Origin of the sequence: Polaromonas sp. DSP2-3-2b2, assembly GCF_049895905.1 — a bacterium.
In the GTDB taxonomy this organism is placed as follows: domain Bacteria; phylum Pseudomonadota; class Gammaproteobacteria; order Burkholderiales; family Burkholderiaceae_C; genus Polaromonas.
Map to the genome: position 1 here is coordinate 1 of NZ_JAFCTH010000005.1, position 22683 is coordinate 22683.

The window sequence follows — 22683 nt, forward strand, 5'->3', positions numbered from 1 at the left end:
AAGCCTTTATCATGCCCTGCTGGCCTTGCTCAGAAGCAACCCGCTTTAATCGCCTCTGCTTCCTAAGCCCCTAAATAAATAGCTGCCTGCGCAAGCGAGTAATGCGCAAACAGGGTTTTTCGCTTGAAATCCGAAAGTCCGCCGCGCCTACGCGGTGTGGTGCATTTCCTGCCGGCCATGGACCGGCGTGTCCAGCCCTTCCAGGTGCGCCTTGCGCGGCAGGGGGCGGTCAATTCGGTCAATCCCCGGCTTGAGGCACACTGGCGCCCTTTCAAAAACATTCCCCCGGTTTTCATTCCATGCTCCGTACCCTGGCTTTTTCCCTGACCGTACTGGTCGGCACCTCCGTCCTGGCAAACACCGGCTGCCCCCAGCACTTTGCCGCTGGCCAGCGGCCCGTCGTCACCAACCCCAAGATGCAGCCGCGCACGCAGGAAATCTGCTTCCGGGCGTTTGCGGTGCTGCATTCGGGCCTGACCCGCACGCCGCTGTACGCAGCCGAGCACCTGACGCGCCAGAACATGAAAAATGCCGGCAAGCTGTCGCGCAAGGACTCCTTTCATGCCGAGGACGCCCTGCCGGAGCGCGACCGGGCCGAACTCAGCGACTACGAGCGCTCGGGCTACGACCGGGGCCACATGGCGCCGAACGCCAACTTTGCCACCCGCAAGGCCCAGGCCGAGTCGTTTTCGCTGGCCAACATGGTGCCCCAGGTGCATGAGAGCAATGCCGGCGTCTGGGCCGGCATCGAGAGCGCGACGCGCCAGCTGGCCACCGCCGAAGGCGAGATCTATGTCATTTCCGGCCCGGCCTTCATCGGCGGCAACCTGAAGAAGATCGGCAACGTGCTGGTGCCCACGCATGTCTGGAAGGTGATCTACAGCCCTGCGCAGCAAAAGGCCGGCGCCTACCTGATCACCAACGACGACACCCGCGACTATGCGGTCGTCACCGTCGCCAAGCTGGAAAAGATGGTCGGCCTGAGCCTGCTGCCCGGCCTGCCGCAGAACGTCCGCGACGCGGGCATGGCGCTGCCCAAGCCCGATTCCCGGCAAGACCGCAGAAAGAAAGCCAAGCCGGAAGACGACTTCACGCTGCGCGATTTCACCAGCCTCCTGATCGATGCCCTCAACCGCGCGATCAAACATTAAGGAAAACGCCATGAGCCACTTCAAACCCTATGCCAACGAAAGCGACGTCATCCGCATCGGCGCGCTGGAGATCGAAAACCGCACCGACCGCATTTCGCTCACCGGCGACGTGGTGCTGACCCGGGACCAGGCCGGCCTGGCGCTGGCCAAAGAGCTGCAGGCGCTGATGGACCAGGTGGTCCAGGCGCTGGAGGCGGAGGAAAAGCTGCCCGGAAAGGTCGAGATCAAGCCCGTCCAAGTCGTCAAAAATCCTTTTTGACTTTCTGTGCCAACGGCTTTTCCAGTGCTGGCGGCAGCACCGGCAAGACGCCTTGCAAACCCTGCACCGCCGCCGCAATCGGCGCGGGCGACACCGCTGCCGGCGGCTGGAACGGGTTGCCCTGTATCAGCACAATCGCGGCCGTGGGCGCGGCGGCCAGCGCAAACAACACCATGGCCACCAGCGCTGCGCGCGCGTTGTCGGCATGCACCACGGCCAGCGACAGCAGCGTGACCAGCCCCAGAAAAGCCATGCCCAGCCACTTGAGCGGGTTGACATGGGTTTGCGACAGGCCGATGCGCTGGTCGCGCTCGCCCTGAATGTCGCTGACCTTGCGCAGCATCAGCGCATGCACCGCGTCTGGCAAGGCGCTGGCGATGTCCTGGCTGGCCAGCAGCCGGAGCAGGGCATCGGCCTGCTCCGGCACCTGTGGGCCGGACTGGCGCCGGGCCAGCAACGGCCACTCGCTAGCGCTGGCCTGGCCGTAACCGGCAACGGCCGCGCGCACCCGGCCCTGCAGCGGCTCGGGCAGCGCTGCCGACAGCGTGGCCAGGCTGCGCAGCGCATCGGCTTCGCGGAATACGGCATTGGTGGCGCGGTCGTGCGCGCTCCAGGTGTCGTTGGCCAGAAAAGCCAGCGTCAGCCCGAACAGCACGCCGATGATGTTGATGAAGGGCGGCGCCACGCCCGCCAGTGACCGCGCCCAGGCCGCCCAGCGCGACCGGCACAGCAGCCACTGCAGGCCCGCCACGCCCAGGGCGGTCCCGAGCACGGCGACCAGCGCATAAAGGTAATGGTCGTAGGTTTGCAGCAGTTCAGGGTTCATGTCAGGTCAAAAAGATAGCGACGGGCGCAGGGCGGCGTTCGGGTGCCGGCAAGCATATCCGGCGGTGCGAATCCGTTCATGCATGGCCAGCAGCCGGTGCCTTGCCCGGCGGCTCAAAGCGTTCGAGGACGTGGCCGGCCATGCCCCTGGCGAGTTCTTCCTCGCCCAGGAACACCGTTCCGATGCCGTCCTTGCGCAGCAGTTGCAACTCGTCCTCACTGTGGGTGCGCAGCACGATTTCGATGGACGGGTTCAGTGCGCGGGCGGTGTCCACCATCTGGCGCACGTCGATGGTGTCGGGCGTGGCCACCACCAGCATGGCGGCGTTGGCAATGTGCGCCTGGATCAGCACCGCCGGGTCGGTTGCGTTGCCGGACACGGCGGCCATACCCTGGCTGCGCAAGCCCTCGACCAGTTCCCGGTTCTGCTCGGCCACCACATAAGGAATGCCGCGCTCGCGCAGCGCGCCGGCAATGCGCCGCCCCACCCGGCCATAGCCGACCAGCACGACCTGCCCGTGCAGGAACTGGTTTTTGGTGTTGATCGGCAACTCGGCGTAAGGGTCGCCACGCTGCTCCAGGCGCCGCGCCAGCGCGGAGCATTCAAGCAGCCAGCGCTGGAACGGCGCGATGCCGGCAAACAGCAGCGGGTTGAGCGCAATCGAAATCAGCGCGCCGGCCAGCACCAGGCTCATGCCCTCGGCCGGCAGCAGGCCGAGCGACAGGCCCAGCCCGGCCAGGATGAACGAGAACTCGCCGATTTGCGCCAGGCTGGCGGCAACGGTCAGCGCGGTGTTGAGCGGATAGCGCAAAGCCACCACCAGCACCAGCGCGGCCAGCGCCTTGCCGACGATGATGATGGCCACCACGCCCAGCACATGGACCGGCTCCTGTATCAAAATGGCCGGCTCGAACAGCATGCCGACCGACACGAAAAACAGCACCGAGAACGCATCGCGCAGCGGCAGCGATTCATGCGCCGCACGGTGGCTGAACTCGGACTCGCGCATCACCATGCCGGCAAAAAAGGCGCCCAGCGCGAACGACACATTGAACAGCGCCGCTGCGCCGTAGGCAATGCCGATGGCCGTTGCCACGACCGCCAGGGTGAACAGTTCACGCGAGCCGGTGCGCGCCACCTGCCACAGCATCCACGGCAGCGCGCGGCGGCCGACGATCAGCATCAAGGCGATGAACGCCGACACGCCGAGCAGCGTCTGTCCGATGGTGCGCCACAGCGGCGCGGCGCCTTCCACGGCAGGCGCGCCGCCGAGCACGCCGGCCAGCGGCGGCAGCAGCACCAGCACCAGCACCGTGGCCAGGTCCTCGACCACCAGCCAGCCCACGGCAATGCGGCCGTTCATCGTGTTCAGCACGCCGCGCGCTTCCAGCGCCTTGAGCAGCACGACGGTGCTGGCGCACGACAGCGACAGCCCGAAGATCAGGCCGGCGCCCCAGCTCCAGTCCCACCACCAGGCCAGGCCCATGCCGAGCAGCGTGGCCAGCGTCATCTGCACCACGGCGCCGGGAACGGCAATGCGCCTGACGGCCAGCAGGTCCTTGAGCGAGAAATGCAGCCCGACGCCGAACATCAGCAGCATGACGCCGATTTCCGAGAGCTGCGAGGCGATGTGTACGTCGGCGACGAAACCCGGCGTTGCCGGGCCGATCAGGATGCCGGCGACCAGGTAGCCGACCAGCGCCGGCACTCTCAAGCGCTCGGCGATGAAACCCAGGATCAGCGCCATGCCGAAGCCGGCGGCAATCGTGGTGATGAGGGGGATGTTGTGTTCCATGCGTCGGGGTGGTATCAAGGGCCGGATGCCGGGAGGACATGCTTGAATTCTTCGGCGGTGAGCGGCTCGGCGGACCGGCGCAGATGGTCAATCACCTCGACGGTTGCTTCCGACGCATCCCCGCGCCGCGCCTGCAGGCGTTCGCGCAGCACCTGCGGCGATGCCTGGCAGTCAATGATCGAAAACGGCACGCCCAGGGCGCCGGCCAGCGCCAGGGCTTGAGAGCGTTCGGTGCGGTGAAGGAACGCGGCATCGAGAATGACCGGCCAGCCTGCCTGCAGCGCGCCCCTGGCCAGCCGGAACAGTTCCGCATAGGTGTCTGCGGTGGTTTCCGGCCGGTACAGGTCCAGCCCGCTGGCGCGCGAATCGGCCAGCATGTTTAGTCCGAACAGGCGCTTGCGCTCCACGTCAGAGCGCAGCCGGATGGCGCCCTCGCGCTCCAGCAGCTTTTGCGACTCAAAAGTCTTGCCTGAGCCCGGCAGGCCGTGGGTGATGAACAGCCGGGGCTGGCCGGGCTGCGCCAGTGCCAGCGCGGTGTCCAAGTAGCGGCGCGCGGCGGCTTCATGCCCCGGTCCGTTCAGGTGCTCGACCTGCGCCCGTACCAGCGCGCGGTACACCAGCGAAAAGCGCAGCGCCGGCAGGCCGGCATGGTCGCCGGTGCCGTCCAGCCAGCGGTTGAGCAGCCGGAAAGCGAAGTCCGCCCGGCCACGGGCCATGAAGTCCATCACGGGAAAGGCGATGTCGTCGAGCACATCGATCCAGCGCAGCGCCGGGTTGAATTCAATGCCGTCGAACGCGGCCACGCTGCCTTCCAGGCTGACGACGTTGTCCAGGTGCAGGTCGCCGTGGCATTCGCGCACCCGGCCTGCATGGCGGCGCTGCGTCCACAGCGCTTGCAGTCCGGCCGCTTCGGATTCGAGCCAGTCGTGCAGCTGCGCTTGTTCGGTTGGGCTGGCCACCGCCAGCGCGCCCTGGAGCGCTGCCCGCGCCGCCATGTGCCGGGCTTGGGCGCTGGCGAATCCCGCCGCCGGTTCGGCCGGCGCCTGGGCTTTGTGAAAATCGGCCAGCAGGTCTGCCAGCCGGTCAACGTCGAGGCTGGACAGCGTTCCGGCCGTGACCTGTTCGGCGAACAGCGCGCCTTTTGGAAAACGGCGCATGCGCACGGCGTATTCCAGCGCCGGGCCGCTTGTGTCCAGCGCTGGTGCCTCGGGGGTGCCGGTGATGCGTGCCACGCCCAGGTAAAGCGAAGGCGCCAGGCGGCGGTTCAGCCGCAGCTCCTCCTCGCAAAAATGCCGACGCGCCTGCAGCGCGGTGTAATCGACAAACGGCAGACTCACCGGTTTCTTGATCTTGTAGGCACTGTCGCCGGCCAGCAGCACCCAAGAGATATGGGTTTCGATCAGGTCGGCGCCCAGCCTGCCAGCGAGCTTGCCGACCAGGCTCCGGGCCTGGTCAAGGGAATGGGTATTGCGCATGACTTGCAAGTTAGCACATGCCAGAGGCTGGACGCCTCTTGCGGCAGGGCAATGTTTTCCGAGCAGCGCCGCGCGCGCGGATTGTGCCTGCTCCTACGCTGGTTTGCGCGTTTTCCGACAGGGGCCGCATGTGCTGCCATGGGAATCTCTACCTGTCCGGCATGTGTCGGTCCATGAACCCAGCAACCATGAGGAACCCGCCATGGCAACTACAGCCGCCACCAGAAAGCCATCAACCCCCAGCGCCAAGACCACACCGGCCCGGGCACCCTCCACGGCCAAACGGCAAAAGGACGCCTGCGATCTGCTCGATGCGGACCACAAGGCCGTCAAGGCGCTGTTCAAGGAATACGAAAGCCTGACTGAAAGCCGCAGCCGTTCCCCCGCCAAAAAGCGCCAGCTGGCTGACCAGATCTGCAAGGAGCTGACAGTTCACGCCACCATCGAGGAAGAAATTTTCTACCCGGCGGTGCGCAAGGCCATCAAGGACAACGCCCTGTTGAACGAGGCCACGGTCGAGCATGCCAGCGCCAAGGACCTGATCGCGCAGATCAAGGCCATGGACCCGGCCGATGAGCTGTTCGATGCCAAGGTGACGGTGCTCGGCGAATACATCGACCACCACGTCAAGGAAGAGCGCACCGATATGTTCGTCAAGGCGCGCGCCAGCAAGCTGGACCTGACCAGCCTGGCCGAGCAGCTCAAGCAGCGCAAGGAAGAACTGATGGCCCAGGAGGACAGCAAGGCTGTCACGCCGGTGGCCGAGCTGTCCCTGGCCCTTTGATTCCTTCAGCCACCCTGACCGCGCCCTTACCCGAATTTTTTAACCACACTGAAAGAAAAAAATGAGCATTCTCTGGACCATCATCATTGGCTTGATCGTCGGCATCGTGGCCAAATTCCTGATGCCAGGCCGCGACCCGGGAGGCTTTGTCATCACCGCGATTATCGGTATCGTCGGCTCCGTCATTGCCACGTATCTGGGCCAAGCGCTCGGCTTTTACCGGCCCGGCGAATCGGCCGGGTTCATTGCCGCAGTCCTTGGCTCGATCATCCTGCTGTTCCTTTACCGCATGGTGACCGGCAGGAAAGCTTGAGGCGCGCCGCCTACGCCTGAACAGCCCTTGAATGGCCTGGAGGGCAGGCGACAATACGGCAAATTTCCTTCTGCCATGAACAAGCCTGCCTCCATCTCCCGCGCCCACACTTCTGCCCTGGTCCTGTTTTCAGGCGGGCAAGATTCCACCACCTGCCTGGCGCAGGCGCTCAGCAAGTACCAGCGCGTCGAGACCATCGCCTTTGACTACGGCCAGCGCCACCGGGTAGAACTCGATGCCCGACTGAACGTGCTGCGCGAACTGAAAAACCAGTTTCCGCCATGGGCCGCAAAACTGGGCGAAGACCACCTGCTCGACCTGGCCGTGCTGGGCCAGGTCAGCGACTGCTCGCTGACGCGCGACGTGGCCTTCAAGATGGAAAGCTCGGGCCTGCCCAACACCTTCGTGCCGGGGCGCAACCTGCTGTTCCTGACGCTGGCGGCCGCGCTGGCCTACCGGCGCGATTTGCAGGTGCTGGTCACGGGCGTCTGCGAAACCGACTTTTCAGGCTACCCCGACTGCCGCGACGACACCATGAAGGCCATGCAGCTGGCGCTGTCGCTGGGCATGGACAAGCGCTTTCGGATCGAAACCCCGCTGATGTGGATAGACAAGGCCGACACCTGGGCACTGGCCGAGTCGCTGGGCGGCCAGCCGCTGGTGGAGCTGATCGTGGAGCACACCCACACCTGCTACCTGGGCGACCGCACGCACCGGCATGCCTGGGGTTACGGCTGCGGCGAATGTCCGGCGTGTGAGTTGCGGGCGCGCGGCTTTGAGCGCTACACCCAAGCCGTCTAGCCTCTGGCAAAAAACAATTTTTCGCCCGTCATTGCTGACAGCATCTACTTTGCACGCTTGCTTTCCTGCACCCGGTACAGCGCTGGCGCGCCTGGCGGCTGTTTCTCCAGTTCCCACAGCCGGCCATGGAAAGCCGCCACGGTCGGCCGGTGGGCAATCGACACCAGGCTGCCGCTGGCCGCCTTGACGCTGGCCAGCAACTTGTCGTAAATGGTTTTTTCGGCCGCTTCGTCGAGCGCGCTGGTGGCCTCGTCGGCAAAAATCCAGCGCGGCTTTTTCAGCAACACCCGGGCAATCGCCAGGCGCTGCTGCTCGCCGCCCGAGAGCTTCTGGCTCCAGGCGTCTTCGTCGTCGAGCCGGCCGGTCAGCTGCGGCAGCAGCGCGTCAAGCAGTGCCTGCTTCAGGGCCGCGTCGTCGTACTGCGCGGCCGGTTGCGGATAGGCCAGCGCATTGCGCAAACTGCCATCGGGAAAGTAGGGCCGCTGTGGAATGAACATGGCGTCCGCCGGCAGTTGCGTTTGGCCTGTGGCAAACGGCCAGATGCCCGCCAGCGCGCGGAATAGCGTCGATTTGCCGCTGCCCGACGGGCCCTTGAGCAGCACGCTTTCGCCCGGCCCGGCCTGCAGCGACACGCCGCTCAGCAAGGTCGCGCCGGTCGGTAGCTTGAGCGATAAATTGTTGACGGCCAGCGTTCCCGCCGCCAGTGGGTTGGCATTGTTTGCTACTGAATTAATAGCTACTTGCGCCCGTCCCTGTTGCGTGATGGCACTAATATTGTCTTCAAAGCTGGTCAGCCGGTCGGTCGTGGCGCGCCAGGCGGCCAGGGCGCTGTAGTTGTCCACCAGCCAGCTCAGCGAATCCTGAACCCGGCCGAACGCCGATGAAATCTGGATCAGCTCGCCAAGCTGGATGGCGCCGCTGAAAAAGCGCGGCGCGGCGACGATGAACGGAAACACCACCGCCGCCTGGCCAAAGAAGTTGGTGAACCAGACCAGGTTCTTCTGTTTCTTGATGAGCTGCAGGTAGTTGGCCAGCACGGCGGCAAAGCGCGTGTCCAGCTGCGCGCGTTCCACCGCCTCGCCCTTGTCGAGCGCAATCGATTCGCTGTATTCGCGCACCCGCACCATGTGGTGGCGAAAGTCGGCTTCCACGCGCTGCTGCTGGAAGTTGAGCCTGATCTGCGGTCGGCCGATGTAGTGCGTGATGACGCTGCCGGCCACGCAGTACAGCACCGCCATCCAGACCATGAAGCCCGGAATGGAGTAGCTGGCGCCATTGAAGTTGAAGGCAAATGCGCCCGACAGCGACCACAGGATGCCGACAAAGCTCACCAGCGTGACCACCGCGTTCAGCAGGCCCATGCTCAGCGAGATGCTGTAGGTGGTGAACAGGTTGATGTCTTCCTGGATGCGCTGGTCCGGGTTGTCCGGCGTGCCCGTGCTTGCGCTGCCTTCGCTGGTGAAGCGCGCCAGTTCCATCTTGTAAAAAGCATGGTCGCTGAGCCAGCGCTGCAGGTAGTGCGCCGTCATCCAGGCGCGCCAGCGCACCTCCAGCAGCTGCGTCAGGTAGAAGCGGTAGACCGCGATGATGATGAAGGCAAACGCCAGGTAGGTGAAGCGCGCCAATTGCGTCCAGAACACCGCCGCGTCCTTGTTCTGCAGCGCGTCGTAAAACACCCGGTTCCATTCGTTGAGCAGCACCAGCATGTACACCGCGCCCAGGTTCAGCAGCACGATGGCCAGCAACAGGCCGCGCGCCTTCCATTTGTCCTCGGAGCGAAAGTAGGGCGCTGACAAGGCCCAGACGCGGTTTTTGAAATGGTTGAAGTCGCGCAGCTTTTGGGCGATGCGTGCAGGCAGGGTCATTCAGTAGTCTCTTGGCAAAAATTCACAACAGCGGGTTCGACACGCCGCTGACCACATGCCCGGCCGGCACATGCTGCGCCGCCGAGTTGACATGGCCGGTCTGGTCATCAAAGAAAAAATCGGGCTCGAACTCGCGCAGGAACTCGCCCTTGGCCAGCCCGCCGAGGAACATGGCTTCATCGACCTCGATGTTCCAGTTCATCAGCGTGCGAATCGCGCGCTCATGCGCCGGCGCGCTGCGCGCCGTGACCAGCGCGGTGCGAATGCTCATGCGCGAGGTGCCCGCCTGCTGCAGCCGTTGCAAGGCCTCCAGCAGCGGCTTGAACGGGCCGGCCAGCAGCGGCTGCGCGGCCTTGTCGCGTTCATGCGCCTGGAAAGCGCTCAGGCCCTGCGCCTGAAACACCAGTTCGGCTTCGTCCGAAAACAGCACCGCGTCGCCGTCAAAGGCAATCCGCACCTGGTTCGGATGCGCGTCGCTGGCGCGCACCGAATGCGGATAGACCTGCGCGGCCGGAACGCCCGCTTGCAGCGCGGCGCGCACATCGCTGAGGTGGGTGGACAAAAACAGGTTGGCGTGCAGCGGCTTGAGGTAGCGCCACGGCGGCGCGCCCCGGTTGAAGGTGCCGCGCTGGATGTTCAGGCCGTAGTGCTGGGCCGAGCGGAACACGCGCATGCCCGACACCGGGTCGTTGCGCGACAGCACGACGACTTCGACGCGCTGGCGCGGCGCCGCCGGGTTGATGATCTCCCCGGCGCTTTCAGGCGCATCGTTGAAGGCCAGCAGCTTCTTGACCAGCGAAAACGCCACGCCCGGCTTGGCCGGCACATCGAGCCGCTCCAGCTGCAGCTTCATGTAGGCCGCGTCTTTTTTCACGCCCGGCGGCGTCTGCGGGTCCAGGCCTGGCGCGAAGCCGGTTTCAAAAACCTGGTTTTCTTCCTCGAAATCAAACAGCGCGCGCGAGGAAATCGCCACCACGAGCTGGCCCTCAAGACTTGCCGACATGGGTTTGCCCCTCCTTGCGTTGCTTTTTTGGATGTCTGGCGCGCCGCCGTCACGGGCCGGCGTGCCGCTTGACCAGCCGCCATTGTCCATATTTCGGCGCGTCCAGCGGCCACTGGTCGGCGCGCTCGATATGGCGCTGGCCTTGGGCCAGCAGGCAGGCCGCCCGGATCACGCCGGCATGGGTGATCCACACGGTATCGGCAGCGCCATCGCCCGGGCCAGGCAGCGCATCGAAGGCTGAGGCGACGCGCGCCATGAAGCGGGCCACGCTCTCGCCGTCATGGCCCACGCTGTAGTTCGCAAAGTCGCTGGTCCATGCTTCGAGTTCGTCCTGGTCGATGGCTTGCCAAGCGCGGCCTTCCCACTGGCCAAAGTCCATTTCCTGCAGCCGGGCATCGGTTTTATAAGCCAAATCGGGCCTTTGCGCATACAGGGCGTGCGCAAGCTGCTCACATCTTTGTAGCGGCGAGCTGATGACGCGGCTACCGACGGGAAGCAGCGCGGCCAGCGCTTTGGCGCATTCGGCGGTGGCGCTGGCGTCCGCCGCCATGTCGAGCCGGCCATAGCAAACGCCGGCGTCCACCAGCGGTTGTGCGTGACGGGCCAGCCAGAGCTTCATTGAGATCAGAGGCTGACTGCCAGCCCCAGGTAAAACGCGATTTCGCAGACTTGCTGCGCGGTGCCCAGGCAGTCGCCGGTAAAACCTTGCAGCCGGCGCCTGAAAAAGCGCAGCAGCCCCAGCAGCGCCAGCACCGACAGGCCGCAGGCAAACGCAAGATTGATAGCATCAAATACAGGACTGGCAAGCGCAAGAGCACCAAAACACCATAAAAAAGCAATCGCCAGACCGCCCCCGGAGATCTGGTCAGCCAGCGGCTTGGATTTGGACGTGGCGGTGTCGCCGACATGCGGCAGCAGTCGAATCATCACCAGCGGCAAGGTGCGCGACACCACATGGGCCAGCCACAGCGCGGCGCATACATACCAGCCGCCAAAAGCCGCGGTGTCCTCGGCATCGGCCATCACCTCGACCGAGCCGAGCAGCGCCAGCAGCGCCACTTTGCACAGCAGCGCCAGCACCAGCGCCATGGCGCCGAACGCGCCAACGCGCGAGTCCTTCATGATCTCCAGTGCGCGGTCCCGGTCGTAGCTGCCGCCCAGGCCGTCGGCCACGTCGGCCAGGCCGTCTTCATGAAAGCCGCCGGTGAGCCAGACCGTTGCGACGGTGGACAGCGCCGCCGCCACCAGCGGCGTGAAGGTCGTGTCGGGCAGCAGCAGGAGCAGCAGCGCAAAGACGCTAGCTGCCGCGCCGCCAATCACCACGCCGATGCCCGGAAAGTGCGCGGCGCTGGCGCGCAGCATCTCGGGGCTGTAGCCCACCCATTCGGCCAGCCGTCCGGTGACCGGAATGCGGGTGAAGAACTGCACGGCCAGCAGGTAGTGGCGAATGAACCGGAGCATCAAGGCGCTTACTTTTCGCTCACGCCGGCCGACTCGAAACTGGCCATTTCATTGAGGAAATTTGCCGCCGACTGCACCAAGGGCCAGGCTAGCAGCGCGCCGGTGCCTTCGCCCAGGCGCAGGTCGAGTTCGAGCAGCGCCCTAGCCTCCAGGTACGACAGCAGCAGGCGGTGGCCGGTTTCAGCGGAGCGGTGGCAAAACACCAGGTAGTCGCGCACAGCGGGCACCAAGGCCTGCGCCACCAGCGCGCTAGCGCCCGCGATGAAGCCGTCGACCAGCACCACGCGCCGTTCGCTGGCCGCCTGCAGCATGGCGCCGGCCATCATGGCGATTTCAAAGCCGCCCAGCGCCGCCAGTTCGCCCACGGCGTCAAGCGGATCAGTCGCCGGATGGCGGGCCAGGGCGCGCATCAAGACACCTTGCTTGTGCCGCAATTGCGCGTCGTCCAGGCCGGTGCCGCGCCCGGTGGCGTCGTTAATGCTTGCACCCGTCAGTCGCGCCAGCAGCAGCGCGGCGGGCGAGGTGTTGGCAATGCCCATCTCGCCGAAGGCCACGACATTGCCCGGCAGCGCCTGCATGACCTGCATGCCCGCCGCCAGCGCGGCCTGTGCCTCAAGCCGCGACATGGCCGCTTCGTGGCAGATGTTTTTCGTTCCCATGGCGATTTTTCGCGGCTGCAAGCAGGGATGGGCCGGCAGTTCGGCGGCGACGCCGGCATCGACCACCTGCAGCGCAAAGCCGTGCTGGCGCGCAAACACATTGATCGCCGCGCCGCCGGCCAGCATGTTGCCGACCATCTGCACCGTCACCGCCTGCGGATAGGCCGATACGCCTTCGGCCGCAATGCCGTGGTCGGCGGCAAACACCAGCATCTGCGGGCTGTGCAACGCAGGCGACTCGCTGCGCTGGATCAGGCCCAGCTGCAGTGCCAGGGTTTCGAGCTGGCCAAGCGCGCCCAATGGCTTGGTCTTGTGGTCAATCTTGTGCCGCAGCCTGGCCTCTAAAGCGAGGTTGGCGGTAAATTCAATCGCGGGCAGGTGAAAGCGGGTGTGGTCGTTCATCGGTGATCTGTTTGAGGCAGGCGGGGCAAAAGCAGGAGGTGGCGGCAGCCGGATCGATTCCCTCCCCCTCTGGGGGAGGGTTAGGGTGGGGGCTCTCTGAGGTATTGCTACCTGTACCGGCCCCCACCCCGGCCTTCCCCCAGAAGGGGAGGGGGAAAGGCACCGGCATTACATGCGGCAACTGGACGCACCAGCATTCGGCATCGCCGGCCACCATGCCGCAGCGCAGGCCAGCGCCGCAGCGCGGGCAGATCGAGGTGTCGGGTTTTTGTTCAGTCGATGCCATGACGGCGCTCAGCTTTGCAAAAACAGCCGGTACACCGGGTTGTCGGTTTCTTCCACATGCGGGTAGCCCAAGGTGTCCAGGAATTCCTGGAACGCGCCGTTGTCGGCCTGTGGCACCTGCAGGCCGACCAGGATGCGGCCGTAGTCGGCGCCCTGGTTGCGGTAGTGGAACAGCGAAATGTTCCAGCCGGGACGCATCAGGCTCAGGAACTTCATCAGCGCGCCCGGCCGCTCGGGAAACACAAAGCGCAGCAGGCGCTCGTCTTTCGACAGCGCGCTGTGCCCGCCGACCATGTGGCGGATGTGCTCCTTGGCCAGTTCGTCATGCGTCAGGTCCAGCGCCTTGAAGCCGTGGCGGTTGAACTGCGCGGCAATCTTGCTGCTTTCGCCCTTGGTCGAGGTAGTCAGGCCAACAAATACATGGGCCATGGCGTTGTCGTTGATGCGGTAGTTGAACTCGGTCACGCTGCGCGGCCCGCCGGGCAACTGGTCGATCAGCTCGCAAAACCGCCGGAAGCTGCCGCGCTCCTCGGGAATCGTCACGGCAAACAGCGCCTCGCGCTCCTCGCCGACTTCGGCGCGCTCGGCGACGAAGCGCAGGCGGTCAAAGTTCATGTTCGCGCCGCACAAAATCGCGGCATAGGTTTCGCCCTGGGTCTTGTGCTTGGCGACGTACTGCTTGATCGCGGCCACAGCCAGCGCGCCGGCCGGCTCGACGATGCTTCTCGTATCGACGAACACGTCCTTGATGGCGGCGCAGACCGCGTCGGTGTCCACCGTCATGAACTCATCGACCAGCTCGCGGCTGATGCGAAAGGTTTCCTCGCCCACCAGCTTGACCGCCGTGCCGTCCGAAAACAGGCCCACGTCGGAAAGGGTGACGCGTTTTTTCGCGGCCACCGACTGGATCATGGCGTCGGAGTCGTTCATCTGCACGCCGATCACCTTGATCTCGGGCCGCACCGCCTTGATGTAGTTGGCCACGCCCGAAATCAGTCCGCCGCCGCCAATCGCGACAAACACCGCGTCCAGACGGCGCGAGCCCAGGGTTTGCAGCTGGCGCAGGATTTCCATGGCAATCGTGCCCTGGCCGGCAATCACGTCCGGGTCATCAAACGGATGGACAAAGGTCAGGCCCTGCTCTTTTTGCAGCGTCAGCGAATGCGCATGGGCATCCGAATAGCTGTCGCCGTGCAGCACGACCTCGCCGCCCCAGCCCCTGACCGCGTCGATCTTGAGCTGCGGTGTGGTGGTCGGCATGACGATCACCGCGCGGCTGCCGAGCTTTTGCGCGCTCATGGCCACGCCTTGCGCATGGTTGCCGGCCGAGGCGCAAATCACGCCCTTTTTAAGCTGCGCCGGGGTCAGGTGCGCCATCTTGTTGTAGGCGCCGCGCAGCTTGAAGCTGAACACCGGCTGCTGGTCCTCGCGCTTGAGCAGCACCGTGTTGTTCAGGCGCAGGCTCAGGTTCTTGGCCGGCTCCAGCGCCGACTCGACCGCCACGTCATAAACCCGGGCGGTCAGGATTTTTTTCAGGTAGTCGGCGGGCTTGAGCGTCCTGGACAAAGGAATCAGGACTGTTTTGGCGGAAACCTTGGGGCCGGTTTTTGCGGCGGTCGTGGAGGCAGCGGCAGGGATGGATTTTTTAGCAGAAGGCATGTTTTTTTCTCGCAGCAGAACCTGATGATCATAGGCGTACGAAAAAAAAGGCCCAGACCATGCGGTCTGGGCCTGTAAATCCACCCTTTGAGGAGGTGGAGGAGACAACCAGTGCAAAAATACGGCGGGTCAGTTGGGACCGTGTGTTTTTGCGATGAGTCGATTATATCGGGGTCAATGCTGCACTGCAGCATTAGTCTGTGGCAAAAGTCGCATGATGACAGGGTTTAGGGGTTTTTACCTACAAGGCGATGCCCCTTCCGCCAGCGCAGTGAATACAGGCAGGGTCGGCAACAACAACAATCATCTTGGACAAGGAATAGTAGTTATGGAATGCACAGTGAGCTGGACCGGCGGCAATGCGGCCAATGGATCGAAATCGGGAATGACCTTCCTGGCCGAAACCGGCAGCGGCCACACGCTGGTCATGGATGGCGCGCCCGATGTCATCAAGCCTGAAAACGGCGGCGCCAACCTTGCGCCCCGCCCAATGGAAACCGTGCTGGCCGGCGCGGGTGGCTGCACGGCCTACGACGTAGTCTTGATTCTCAAGCGCGGCCGCCACGATGTGCGCGGCTGCACGGTCAGGCTCAGCACCGAACGGGCACCCGTGGACCCCAAGGTATTCACCAAAATCTATATGCATTTTGTCGTGACCGGCAGCAAGCTAAGTGACAGCGCCGTGGAGCGCGCCATAGCCATGAGCCACGACAAATACTGCTCGGCCACCATCATGCTGGGCAAGACGGCGGACATCACCACCAGTTTTGAATTGGTAGAGATTTCTGCTTAAATAGACGTCATGGCTACCATCACATTTGATTCCCTCAAGCTCAGCGACAAGCTCAAGGCTTCAGGTTTCACCGCAGAACAAGCCGAAGCCGTGGTTCGCGTCATTGCCGAGGCGTAGGACGATCTGGTGACAAAAAGAGACTTGCAGATCGCTTTGGAGCAATCTCTTAACCCCATGAAAGCTGATCTTCTTGTTTTAAAGTGGGCTGTCGGATTGAACACAGCGCTTGTCTTGCTGATTTTAGGCAAGCTGTTTAGCCACTGATAAATCTTTAAATCCGGTGCGCCACCGTCGTCATCACCTTGGCGGCGGAACGCATCATCAGCCTGACCGGCGCGGGCAACTGCACGCCGCCCGCGTCCTGCGCCATCCTGGCATGGTGCGCTTCGTCGTCCTTCATCTGCGCCACAATGGCGCGCGATTCATGGTCGCCCTGCGGCAGATGCTCCAGGTGACTGGCCAGGTGGGCTTCGACCTGGCGCTCGGTTTCCACCACAAAGCCCAGGCTCAGCCGGTCGCCCAGGCGGCTGGCCACCAGGCCCAGTCCGAATGCGCCTGCATACCACAAGGGGTTGAGCAAGGAAGGGCGGGCGCCCAGTTCGTCCAGCCGGTCCTTGGTCCAGGCCAGGTGGTCGCCTTCCTCGCGGCTGGCGTCCAGGAAATGCTTGCGCAGCACCGGGTCGCGCGTTCCCAGCGCCTGCGCCGCATACAGCGCCTGAGCGCAAACCTCGCCCACATGGTTGACGCGCATCAGCGCGCCTGACCGGACTTTGTCTTCGGCGCTCAAGTCGGTCGCATGGGCCGGCACCGTGGGGCAGGCGCGGCTGGCATGCGGTTTGGAAAACAGGGTGCGCAAGGCGCCGTCTGCGGCGTTCATGGCAAGGTCAAGGGCAGTGGTCATGGTCAGCTTTCATCAGTACGTGCTGGGTGCGAAACAAGGGGCAACGCTGCAAGGCCTGCCAAATCATTCGGGACAATCGGGCCGTGACAGGATCGGTGACATTCCCGCCATGTTAGCGCCCGCGCGCCAAGCTGCAAGGAATTGAAAAAGCCCCCAAAAGGGGGCTTGAGGCCAAACACATCCGGCGTCAGGGCCGGAGCTACCTTTAAAACGTGTGGCGAATACCGAAAGCCACGTTGGTCGAATCCGTGCCAGGAGAAGCCGTCACGCCGCCCAGGAAGCCAGCGCCCCCCGGTGCGACCTGGCCCTGCCCCTTGTTGTTGAAGCGCGTCAGCACCGCATTCAGGTTGGTGCGCTTGGACAGGGCATAGGTGTAGGTCGCGCCGTAGGAGTCTGTGTCGGCATTGACGGCGCGCTTGTCGTCGAGCCGGTTGTAAGCGGTGACGATGGTGTGCGGGCCAGTGATGAACTTGTAGCCGATGTGCATCAGCCGGGCGTCTTGCCTGAATGCGGCGTTGTAGGCGCCTTGGAAAACAGGGCCGGCGGTCACAAAAAATGGCGACAGACCCGATGGATTGTCATCCTTGATCGTGACGTACTGACCGTACAAGGTGCCGGGGCCTATCGTTACATTGGCGCCAAACACATCGTTGTGCAGGGACTTCTCGCCGCGCTCATTTTTCTTTTCATTGTGGCCATAACCTACAGCGAAGCCGTCGCCTGTGTACATCGCCATGGCACCCAGAAACCGGCCTGCGGAACTGTTGCCTGGTACTTCGCCCGCGCCGTACATGAGTGTTGCGGTGATACCGCCTGTTTTGATGCCGTACTGCAGGGTGTTGCTCAGCCGGATGTCAAACGCAGCCGGCAAACTGGCAACCTGTCCAATTGCCAGGCTGGATTGGGTGCCCGAAGCGTCGAATGCGGCGCTGGTGAGATAGGCCGGTGTGTATTGGCGGCCTAGCGTGAAAGCTCCAAAGGGTGTGATCAATCCAGCGAAAGCCTGGCGATCAAACAGGTTGCCAGCAAGGTTGACGCCAAATGCGTTCGTGCCAATAGCGGTGTTAATAGCTGAGATGGTGCCGAGTGCAAGTGGGGTTCCGGAGAGACCAGCAGGCAGGTTGGCATTCACGGTGGTCCCAATGCGATCAGGCAACTGGTTGCCCGAGTTGGGGCGATTCGTCACCGAACCGGTGTCCAGTTCCAGGCGGTTTTCCAGCGTGAAGATGGCCTTGTAGCCGCCGCCGATGTCCTCAGTGCCGCGAAGGCCGAATCGCGAACCTTCCATGATGCCGCTGGCGATGCCGTTGAAAGAGCCATTCTTCAGGCCGCTGACATGGTTGTAGCCCGCGTCAACCAAGCCGTAAAGCGTCACGGTGCTTTGCGCCATGGCGCCGGACGCAGACAGCAGCCCGAGCACGGCAGTTGCAACGAGAGTGAGTTTTTTCATGAAGTCTCCAGGATTCTTGATTTGATAAGGAAAGGTTTTCAACGCGCCATCACGGTGTCGGTGGTTTCGACAGGGCAAGATTAATTGCGAAGCCAAAACACGTAAAGAGTGTTACCACGCAGGGGTATCACATGTGGGACAAGGGAAAACCCTGTAATTTCAACAACTTGCAAACGGATAGGCGAGGGCGCCAAAGTCACTGTGTTCTTGTCTTTGTCCCTCAAATCAGCATGGGCCATCTCATCGCAGTGCACGTTCCTTGCGTTGGCGTGCTGTTGCGAAAGTTTTCGAGACCGGCTAATACATTTTTAATAATTGTTGTAATAAAGAGACTTTAAAACCTATGAATGCTTCGTTTTTGAATTGCTTGTGTTTTAAACCGTCCGCAGGGCGGAATCGGCGATGTGAACTGTGCAGGCTTTTGTTGCTGCCGATGCACTGGTATTTGCTGTTCAAGAATAAATATCGAAGCGTGCACTGTTTTGGTGCTTGCAAAGGCGGGGAGTGTGCAAAAACGCCCTGCAGTCGTGCAGTTTTTAAGTTGCTCTGCCAAGGAATCTACCCATGTTGCGAACGGTGTTGCTTGTCGCCAACAGAGGAGGCATATAAGTTGCTTTTGGGTTAAAAGACTTTGCCTTGAATGTGACAGTTTGGTTAAATCAATCAAGGGTTAACCAGAAAGCCCTCAAGCAATGTTTTGAAACCAGCCTTATTGTTTTCCACTTTTGGAGTTTTTGAATGAAAAAGAATTTGATCGCCTTGGCCGTTCTCGCCGCTTCCGGCGTTGCATCCGCTCAGTCCAGCGTGACCCTTTATGGTCTGGTCGATGCCTATGTAGGCACCAGCAGGGTCAAGCTTTCATCGCCTGGATTTGCCACCACATCGACGCGCCAGACCGTGGTGGACAGCGGCGGTTTCAACACCAGCCGTTTCGGCCTGAAAGGTTCGGAAGACCTGGGTGGTGGTCTGAAGGCCAACTTCGTGCTGGAATCTGGCTTTGACGTCAGCACAGGTGCTTCCGGCAGCTATGCTAATCCGTTCACTTTTAGTGCGACCACTACTTCTGGCCGGACAGAGTCAAGCTCTGTTTTTAGCCGCCAGTCGTGGGTTGGCCTGTCGGGTGGTTTCGGTGAAGTCCGCGTCGGCAAGATGTGGACGCCATATGACGAAGTCAAAGGCAGCGGCGCGGCTGCGTTCGATGCCAACATTTTTGCACCAGCAACCGGCGTCTGGGTGAGCAACAGCTACCAGGACCGTCCAGGCAATGCGCTTTACTACGCAACGCCAAACTTCAGCGGTTTCAGCGCTGCCGCAATGTACAGCTTTGGCGAGAACAAGACGACAACGGCAAGCGCAGGCAAGATTGCCAGCTTCAACGTGCAATATGCCGGCGGCCCGGTGGCAGCTGCACTGGCCTACCAGACCGAAAAAGAGGGCGGTGCATTGTCTGCAAACGCTACGACCAAGTACACGCAACTCAATGGTTCGTATGACTTCGGCCCTGCCAAACTGCTGGCTGCTTACGGCAATGTGAAAGATGGCAGCGACAAAGCCAAGGAATACCAGATTGGCGTTGACGTTCCGCTCGGCGCTGTCACCGTATCCGGTGGCGTTGCACGTTCCAAAGTCACGCTCGGCGCCGGTGGCGAAGTCAAGAGCACCGGTGTTGGCCTGGCTGCCAAGTACGGCTTGTCCAAGCGGACCTTCTTGTACACCGGCCTTCAGATGGCTAAAAACGAAATTGCTGGTTCGGAAGTCAAGACCGACACCTTCGCCGTGGGCGTTCAGCACAAGTTCTGATCAGTTCCTGGCTTGAAGCCAGGCCGTTGAGCTTTTTAAAGCCGCTTTGGGGAAAACCCAAAGCGGCTTTTCGTTTTTTTGACCACCTGATTTAGAGCACTGAAAATTGAAGCTTTCCAGGGGCGGCGCATCAACGTTGTTTTCCCTCCACGCCGCCGCCTTGTTTGTCGCTTCACTGCAACAGAAAGTCGCTTTTGTGGCGCATTCCTTTGCGGATCAAGGTTCATTCTGGTGCAATAGACCCAACTTCCCGAAAGGGGGTTGGCCCGGGTCTCTGGGGGAACTGCAAAGGTGAAAGCCAGGCACAGTCCCCACGCCGGAGCCCTATGTTTAACCTTGGAGAAATTCTCAATGAAAAAATCACTCATCGCTCTGGCTGTATTGGCTGCCTCTGGCGCCGCAATGGCCCAATCTTCCGTCACCCTGTACGGCGTTGCTGATGCTTTCGTCGGTAGCACTAAAACCGAAATCAACGGCGCTGGGCAGCGTCAAACCGCTGTGACCTCCGGCGGTGTCAACGGTTCGCGTTGGGGCCTGAAAGGCGCTGAAGACCTCGGCGGCGGCATGAAGGCCATTTTCGTGCTGGAAAGCGGCTTCAACCTTGACACTGGTTCTTCTGCACAAAACGGCCAGTTGTTCGGCCGTCAAGCTTTCGTCGGCCTGCAAAGCGATTTTGGTACCGTGTCCCTGGGTCGTCAGTACTCCGCGTACTACGCCCTGCAAACCGCGACCAACCACAACTACGACGCAAACACTTTCAGCGCAAGCATCCCTGTGTTTGGCAACGGTCTCAAGGACTACACCAGCCGCGTTGACAACTCGATTGCCTACACCTCGCCAAGCTTCAGCGGCTTCAGCGGCGCGGTCGTTTACAGTTTTGGCGAAAACAAGAATGCACCTGCCACCGCGACTCCAGCGTTTGCTGGAAACGTGAACGGCGACGCAACCGATAACGCCAGCTTGCACATCAAGTACGCCAATGGCCCTGTTCTGGTTGGCTACGCATACCAAGAAGAAAAACTGGCTGCCGTTGCTGGCGCTCAGGACAAGAACAAGTACAACATGATTGCCGGTTCTTACGACCTCGGCGTCGCCAAGCTGACCGGTAGCTACAACACGGCCAAGAACAATACGTTCAACGACAAGGAATACCAAGTCGGCGTGTCGGTTCCGTTTGGTGCAGCTGCCATTTCCGCAGGCTATGCCCGTTCCAAGAGCGAGCGCGGCAACGTTGAGCAAACTGGCAAGGGCTACTCCGTCCTGGCTACTTATGACTTGTCCAAGCGCACCCGTCTGTACGCCGGTGCCCAGAACACCGAGTCTTTTGTTGGTTTCACGGCTGCTTCCGCTCCTAAAACCGAAATCACGACCTACGGTCTGGGTGTTCGCCACGCGTTCTAATTTTTCAGCTAGCGCAAGCTAGCGGTTAAAGCAGAAAACAAAACCCCACCGCGTCGCCGCGGTGGGGTTTTTTTATGGGCGGTTTGCCGTGGCGCACTGAGCTTTCCGGAGATTGACACAGGTGTTGGCGTTGCAGCCGTGTGTTGTTCGCCAGTTTTTGCATCCAGACTGTCGTTTATACGCAAATACCGCTGGTGCAAAGCGCCAAATGTTTACGCTACCAAAGTTTCGCCCTAGCATTTACCACTTGCTGAAATCAGGATCGAACAGACATGCGTACTCCGGCTCTTCTTGAAAAAACTCTGTCACCGCTGTCAGCGGACATGAGCGACTCGGTTACATTGGGCCGGCCACGCCCCTTGCAAGTGAGCGGCCGGGCCTTTGCGCAAATTTCCCATTTCCATCCTGAATTGACCGCTTTCCGCCGGGACCTGCATGCGCATCCGGAACTGGGTTTTGAAGAGGTTTACACCGCCAGCCGCGTGACCCAGGCGCTCAAGCTGTGCGGAGCGGATGAAGTGCACACCGGCATTGGAAAAACCGGCGTGGTCGCGATCATCAAGGGCCGGCAGCCTGGAAGTCCTTCCCGATTTGCACAACCGAATTCCAGGCCAATGACCGGTCTGCGCGCCGACATGGACGCGCTGCCCATGCTTGAACACAACGACTTCGGTTGGAAATCGGCCAAGCCCGGCCTGATGCATGGCTGCGGTCATGACGGCCACACCACCATGCTGGTCGGTGCGGCGCGCTACCTGGCCGAAACCCGGAATTTTGCAGGTGACGCGGTGCTGGTCTTTCAGCCGGCGGAAGAAGGGCGCGGCGGCGCCGAGGCCATGATCAGCGATGGCTTGTTCGAGCGCTTTCCGGTCCAGTCGATTTACGCCATGCACAACTGGCCGGCCATGCGACCCGGCACCATCGGCATCAATTCCGGCCCCATGATGGCGGCTGCCGACCGCATCACCATCGAGATCACCGGCAAGGGCGGCCATGGCGCTCACGCCTATCTGACCGTTGATCCGATCCTGGTGGCGGCGCACATCATCACCGCCATCCAAAGCATTGTGTCGCGCAATGTCAAGGCGATGGACAATGTTGTGATCAGCCTGTGCGCCATGCAGGCGGGCGACATGGCGGCGATGAGCGTGGTGCCCGGCCATGCCACGCTGGTCGGCACGGTGCGCACTTTCAAGCCCGAGATGCAGGATTTTGTCGAGCAGCGCTTGAGGCAGCTTTGCGCTGCGGTGGCCGACGGTTTTGGCGCCACGGCCACGGTGAACTACGAACGCATCTATCCGGCCACGATCAACTCGCCGGCCGAATACCAGCTGACGGCCCTGGTGGCCGAGCAACTGGTGGGCTTTGAGAATGTGGAGCGCAACCTGGAGCCCAGCATGGGATCGGAAGACTTTTCCTTCATGCTCAAGAAAAAACCCGGCGCCTACCTGCGCCTGGGCCAGGGTGAGCAGGGCTGTGTGGGCAGCCGCTTTCTGCACAACAGCTGCTACGACTTCAACGACAGCGTGCTGCCGCTAGGCGCGGCGCTGTTTGCGGGGATCGTGGAGCGTTCGATGCCGTTAGGCTGAGCGTGCTTGCT

General features: G+C 62.3%; 21 protein-coding genes. 9 read left to right on the forward strand and 12 right to left on the reverse strand.

Annotated features, from left to right (window positions below; translation table 11 throughout):
* Positions 1 to 299: 299 nt before the first annotated feature.
* Both ACP7AD_RS05995 and ACP7AD_RS06000 read left to right on the forward strand, forming a co-directional pair.
* A complete protein-coding gene (locus ACP7AD_RS05995; protein WP_426145526.1) occupies positions 300 to 1151 on the forward strand; it encodes a DNA/RNA non-specific endonuclease in 852 nt (283 codons plus the stop codon).
* Positions 1152 to 1161: 10 nt separating this feature from the next.
* Entirely contained in the window at positions 1162 to 1410 is a 249-nt protein-coding gene (locus tag ACP7AD_RS06000) for a hypothetical protein (RefSeq protein WP_426145528.1), read from the forward strand.
* Here the strand turns inward: ACP7AD_RS06000 and ACP7AD_RS06005 are convergent.
* From ACP7AD_RS06005 to ACP7AD_RS06015, 3 genes are all read right to left on the reverse strand, one after another.
* Complete coding sequence (locus tag ACP7AD_RS06005) at positions 1394 to 2236, reverse strand: DUF4239 domain-containing protein (RefSeq protein WP_426145530.1); 843 nt, start codon at positions 2234 to 2236, stop codon at positions 1394 to 1396. The genes ACP7AD_RS06000 and ACP7AD_RS06005 overlap by 17 nt on opposite strands.
* 76 nt (positions 2237 to 2312) lie before the next feature.
* Positions 2313 to 4031 (reverse strand): YbaL family putative K(+) efflux transporter, encoded by a 1719-nt coding sequence (gene ybaL, locus ACP7AD_RS06010; protein ID WP_426145531.1) that lies wholly within the window; start codon positions 4029 to 4031, stop codon positions 2313 to 2315.
* A 14-nt stretch (positions 4032 to 4045) separates the two neighbouring features.
* Entirely contained in the window at positions 4046 to 5506 is a 1461-nt protein-coding gene (locus tag ACP7AD_RS06015; RefSeq protein ID WP_426145533.1) for an AAA family ATPase, read from the reverse strand.
* A 202-nt stretch (positions 5507 to 5708) separates the two neighbouring features.
* Between ACP7AD_RS06015 and ACP7AD_RS06020 the strand changes: the two genes are divergently transcribed.
* The 3 genes from ACP7AD_RS06020 to queC all read left to right on the forward strand — a co-directional run bounded on the left by ACP7AD_RS06020 (position 5709) and on the right by queC (position 7404).
* A complete protein-coding gene (locus ACP7AD_RS06020) occupies positions 5709 to 6290 on the forward strand; it encodes a hemerythrin domain-containing protein (RefSeq protein WP_426145535.1) in 582 nt (193 codons plus the stop codon).
* A gap of 61 nt (positions 6291 to 6351) precedes the next feature.
* A complete protein-coding gene (locus tag ACP7AD_RS06025; RefSeq protein ID WP_426145536.1) occupies positions 6352 to 6603 on the forward strand; it encodes a GlsB/YeaQ/YmgE family stress response membrane protein in 252 nt (83 codons plus the stop codon).
* A 75-nt stretch (positions 6604 to 6678) separates the two neighbouring features.
* The gene (gene queC / locus ACP7AD_RS06030) at positions 6679 to 7404 is read left to right on the forward strand and encodes a 7-cyano-7-deazaguanine synthase QueC (protein ID WP_426145537.1); all 726 of its coding nucleotides are present in this window, start codon (positions 6679 to 6681) and stop codon (positions 7402 to 7404) included.
* Between the two features lie 44 nt (positions 7405 to 7448).
* Here the strand turns inward: queC and ACP7AD_RS06035 are convergent, their stop codons facing one another.
* Genes ACP7AD_RS06035 through ilvA form a run of 7 tightly spaced genes read right to left on the reverse strand, consistent with a single transcriptional unit; the run spans position 7449 to position 14738 of the window.
* The gene (locus ACP7AD_RS06035) at positions 7449 to 9269 is read right to left on the reverse strand and encodes an ABC transporter ATP-binding protein/permease (protein WP_426145539.1); all 1821 of its coding nucleotides are present in this window, start codon (positions 9267 to 9269) and stop codon (positions 7449 to 7451) included.
* A 22-nt stretch (positions 9270 to 9291) separates the two neighbouring features.
* Entirely contained in the window at positions 9292 to 10272 is a 981-nt protein-coding gene (locus tag ACP7AD_RS06040; protein WP_426145541.1) for a 5'-nucleotidase, read from the reverse strand.
* A gap of 49 nt (positions 10273 to 10321) precedes the next feature.
* On the reverse strand, positions 10322 to 10891 hold the full coding sequence (locus ACP7AD_RS06045) for a histidine phosphatase family protein (RefSeq protein ID WP_426145542.1): 570 nt from the start codon (positions 10889 to 10891) through the stop codon (positions 10322 to 10324).
* A gap of 5 nt (positions 10892 to 10896) precedes the next feature.
* Positions 10897 to 11733, reverse strand: coding sequence for an adenosylcobinamide-GDP ribazoletransferase (locus ACP7AD_RS06050; RefSeq protein WP_426145544.1), 837 nt, complete (start codon positions 11731 to 11733; stop codon positions 10897 to 10899).
* 8 nt (positions 11734 to 11741) lie between these two features.
* Positions 11742 to 12794, reverse strand: a complete 1053-nt coding sequence (gene cobT, locus ACP7AD_RS06055; RefSeq protein WP_426145546.1) for a nicotinate-nucleotide--dimethylbenzimidazole phosphoribosyltransferase — start codon at positions 12792 to 12794, stop codon at positions 11742 to 11744.
* Complete coding sequence (locus ACP7AD_RS06060) at positions 12757 to 13080, reverse strand: cysteine-rich CWC family protein (RefSeq protein ID WP_426145547.1); 324 nt, start codon at positions 13078 to 13080, stop codon at positions 12757 to 12759. The genes cobT and ACP7AD_RS06060 overlap by 38 nt, the downstream gene beginning before the upstream one ends.
* 8 nt (positions 13081 to 13088) lie before the next feature.
* Positions 13089 to 14738, reverse strand: coding sequence for a threonine ammonia-lyase, biosynthetic (gene ilvA / locus ACP7AD_RS06065; RefSeq protein WP_426145549.1), 1650 nt, complete (start codon positions 14736 to 14738; stop codon positions 13089 to 13091).
* A gap of 328 nt (positions 14739 to 15066) precedes the next feature.
* On the opposite strand from ilvA, the gene ACP7AD_RS06070 reads away from it, so the two are divergent.
* Positions 15067 to 15531 carry an OsmC family protein gene (locus tag ACP7AD_RS06070; RefSeq protein WP_426145550.1) on the forward strand — a complete coding sequence of 155 codons (465 nt, stop codon included), beginning with the start codon at positions 15067 to 15069 and terminating at the stop codon, positions 15529 to 15531.
* 271 nt (positions 15532 to 15802) lie between these two features.
* Here the strand turns inward: ACP7AD_RS06070 and coq7 are convergent, their stop codons facing one another.
* Both coq7 and ACP7AD_RS06080 read right to left on the reverse strand, forming a co-directional pair.
* Positions 15803 to 16432, reverse strand: coding sequence for a 2-polyprenyl-3-methyl-6-methoxy-1,4-benzoquinone monooxygenase (gene coq7 / locus ACP7AD_RS06075; protein WP_426145552.1), 630 nt, complete (start codon positions 16430 to 16432; stop codon positions 15803 to 15805).
* Between the two features lie 205 nt (positions 16433 to 16637).
* Positions 16638 to 17882 carry a porin gene (locus tag ACP7AD_RS06080; RefSeq protein ID WP_426145553.1) on the reverse strand — a complete coding sequence of 415 codons (1245 nt, stop codon included), beginning with the start codon at positions 17880 to 17882 and terminating at the stop codon, positions 16638 to 16640.
* A 738-nt stretch (positions 17883 to 18620) separates the two neighbouring features.
* Between ACP7AD_RS06080 and ACP7AD_RS06085 the strand changes: the two genes are divergently transcribed.
* From ACP7AD_RS06085 to ACP7AD_RS06095, 3 genes are all read left to right on the forward strand, one after another.
* Entirely contained in the window at positions 18621 to 19682 is a 1062-nt protein-coding gene (locus ACP7AD_RS06085; protein ID WP_426145555.1) for a porin, read from the forward strand.
* 351 nt (positions 19683 to 20033) lie between these two features.
* On the forward strand, positions 20034 to 21083 hold the full coding sequence (locus ACP7AD_RS06090; protein ID WP_426145557.1) for a porin: 1050 nt from the start codon (positions 20034 to 20036) through the stop codon (positions 21081 to 21083).
* A gap of 323 nt (positions 21084 to 21406) precedes the next feature.
* On the forward strand, positions 21407 to 22672 hold the full coding sequence (locus ACP7AD_RS06095; RefSeq protein ID WP_426145559.1) for a M20 aminoacylase family protein: 1266 nt from the start codon (positions 21407 to 21409) through the stop codon (positions 22670 to 22672).
* Positions 22673 to 22683: the final 11 nt, after the last annotated feature.

What these genes read in the sequence shown, in the direction of transcription:
- ACP7AD_RS05995 (WP_426145526.1), top strand. Translation starts at nt 300, where the DNA reads ATGCTCCGTACCCTGGCTTTTTCCCTGACCGTACTGGTCGGCACCTCC.
- ACP7AD_RS06000 (WP_426145528.1), top strand. Translation starts at nt 1,162, where the DNA reads ATGAGCCACTTCAAACCCTATGCCAACGAAAGCGACGTCATCCGCATC.
- ACP7AD_RS06005 (WP_426145530.1), bottom strand. Translation starts at nt 2,236, where the DNA reads ATGAACCCTGAACTGCTGCAAACCTACGACCATTACCTTTATGCGCTG.
- ybaL (WP_426145531.1), bottom strand. Translation starts at nt 4,031, where the DNA reads ATGGAACACAACATCCCCCTCATCACCACGATTGCCGCCGGCTTCGGC.
- ACP7AD_RS06015 (WP_426145533.1), bottom strand. Translation starts at nt 5,506, where the DNA reads ATGCGCAATACCCATTCCCTTGACCAGGCCCGGAGCCTGGTCGGCAAG.
- ACP7AD_RS06020 (WP_426145535.1), top strand. Translation starts at nt 5,709, where the DNA reads ATGGCAACTACAGCCGCCACCAGAAAGCCATCAACCCCCAGCGCCAAG.
- ACP7AD_RS06025 (WP_426145536.1), top strand. Translation starts at nt 6,352, where the DNA reads ATGAGCATTCTCTGGACCATCATCATTGGCTTGATCGTCGGCATCGTG.
- queC (WP_426145537.1), top strand. Translation starts at nt 6,679, where the DNA reads ATGAACAAGCCTGCCTCCATCTCCCGCGCCCACACTTCTGCCCTGGTC.
- ACP7AD_RS06035 (WP_426145539.1), bottom strand. Translation starts at nt 9,269, where the DNA reads ATGACCCTGCCTGCACGCATCGCCCAAAAGCTGCGCGACTTCAACCAT.
- ACP7AD_RS06040 (WP_426145541.1), bottom strand. Translation starts at nt 10,272, where the DNA reads ATGTCGGCAAGTCTTGAGGGCCAGCTCGTGGTGGCGATTTCCTCGCGC.
- ACP7AD_RS06045 (WP_426145542.1), bottom strand. Translation starts at nt 10,891, where the DNA reads ATGAAGCTCTGGCTGGCCCGTCACGCACAACCGCTGGTGGACGCCGGC.
- ACP7AD_RS06050 (WP_426145544.1), bottom strand. Translation starts at nt 11,733, where the DNA reads ATGCTCCGGTTCATTCGCCACTACCTGCTGGCCGTGCAGTTCTTCACC.
- cobT (WP_426145546.1), bottom strand. Translation starts at nt 12,794, where the DNA reads ATGAACGACCACACCCGCTTTCACCTGCCCGCGATTGAATTTACCGCC.
- ACP7AD_RS06060 (WP_426145547.1), bottom strand. Translation starts at nt 13,080, where the DNA reads ATGGCATCGACTGAACAAAAACCCGACACCTCGATCTGCCCGCGCTGC.
- ilvA (WP_426145549.1), bottom strand. Translation starts at nt 14,738, where the DNA reads ATGCCTTCTGCTAAAAAATCCATCCCTGCCGCTGCCTCCACGACCGCC.
- ACP7AD_RS06070 (WP_426145550.1), top strand. Translation starts at nt 15,067, where the DNA reads ATGGAATGCACAGTGAGCTGGACCGGCGGCAATGCGGCCAATGGATCG.
- coq7 (WP_426145552.1), bottom strand. Translation starts at nt 16,432, where the DNA reads ATGACCACTGCCCTTGACCTTGCCATGAACGCCGCAGACGGCGCCTTG.
- ACP7AD_RS06080 (WP_426145553.1), bottom strand. Translation starts at nt 17,882, where the DNA reads ATGAAAAAACTCACTCTCGTTGCAACTGCCGTGCTCGGGCTGCTGTCT.
- ACP7AD_RS06085 (WP_426145555.1), top strand. Translation starts at nt 18,621, where the DNA reads ATGAAAAAGAATTTGATCGCCTTGGCCGTTCTCGCCGCTTCCGGCGTT.
- ACP7AD_RS06090 (WP_426145557.1), top strand. Translation starts at nt 20,034, where the DNA reads ATGAAAAAATCACTCATCGCTCTGGCTGTATTGGCTGCCTCTGGCGCC.
- ACP7AD_RS06095 (WP_426145559.1), top strand. Translation starts at nt 21,407, where the DNA reads ATGAGCGACTCGGTTACATTGGGCCGGCCACGCCCCTTGCAAGTGAGC.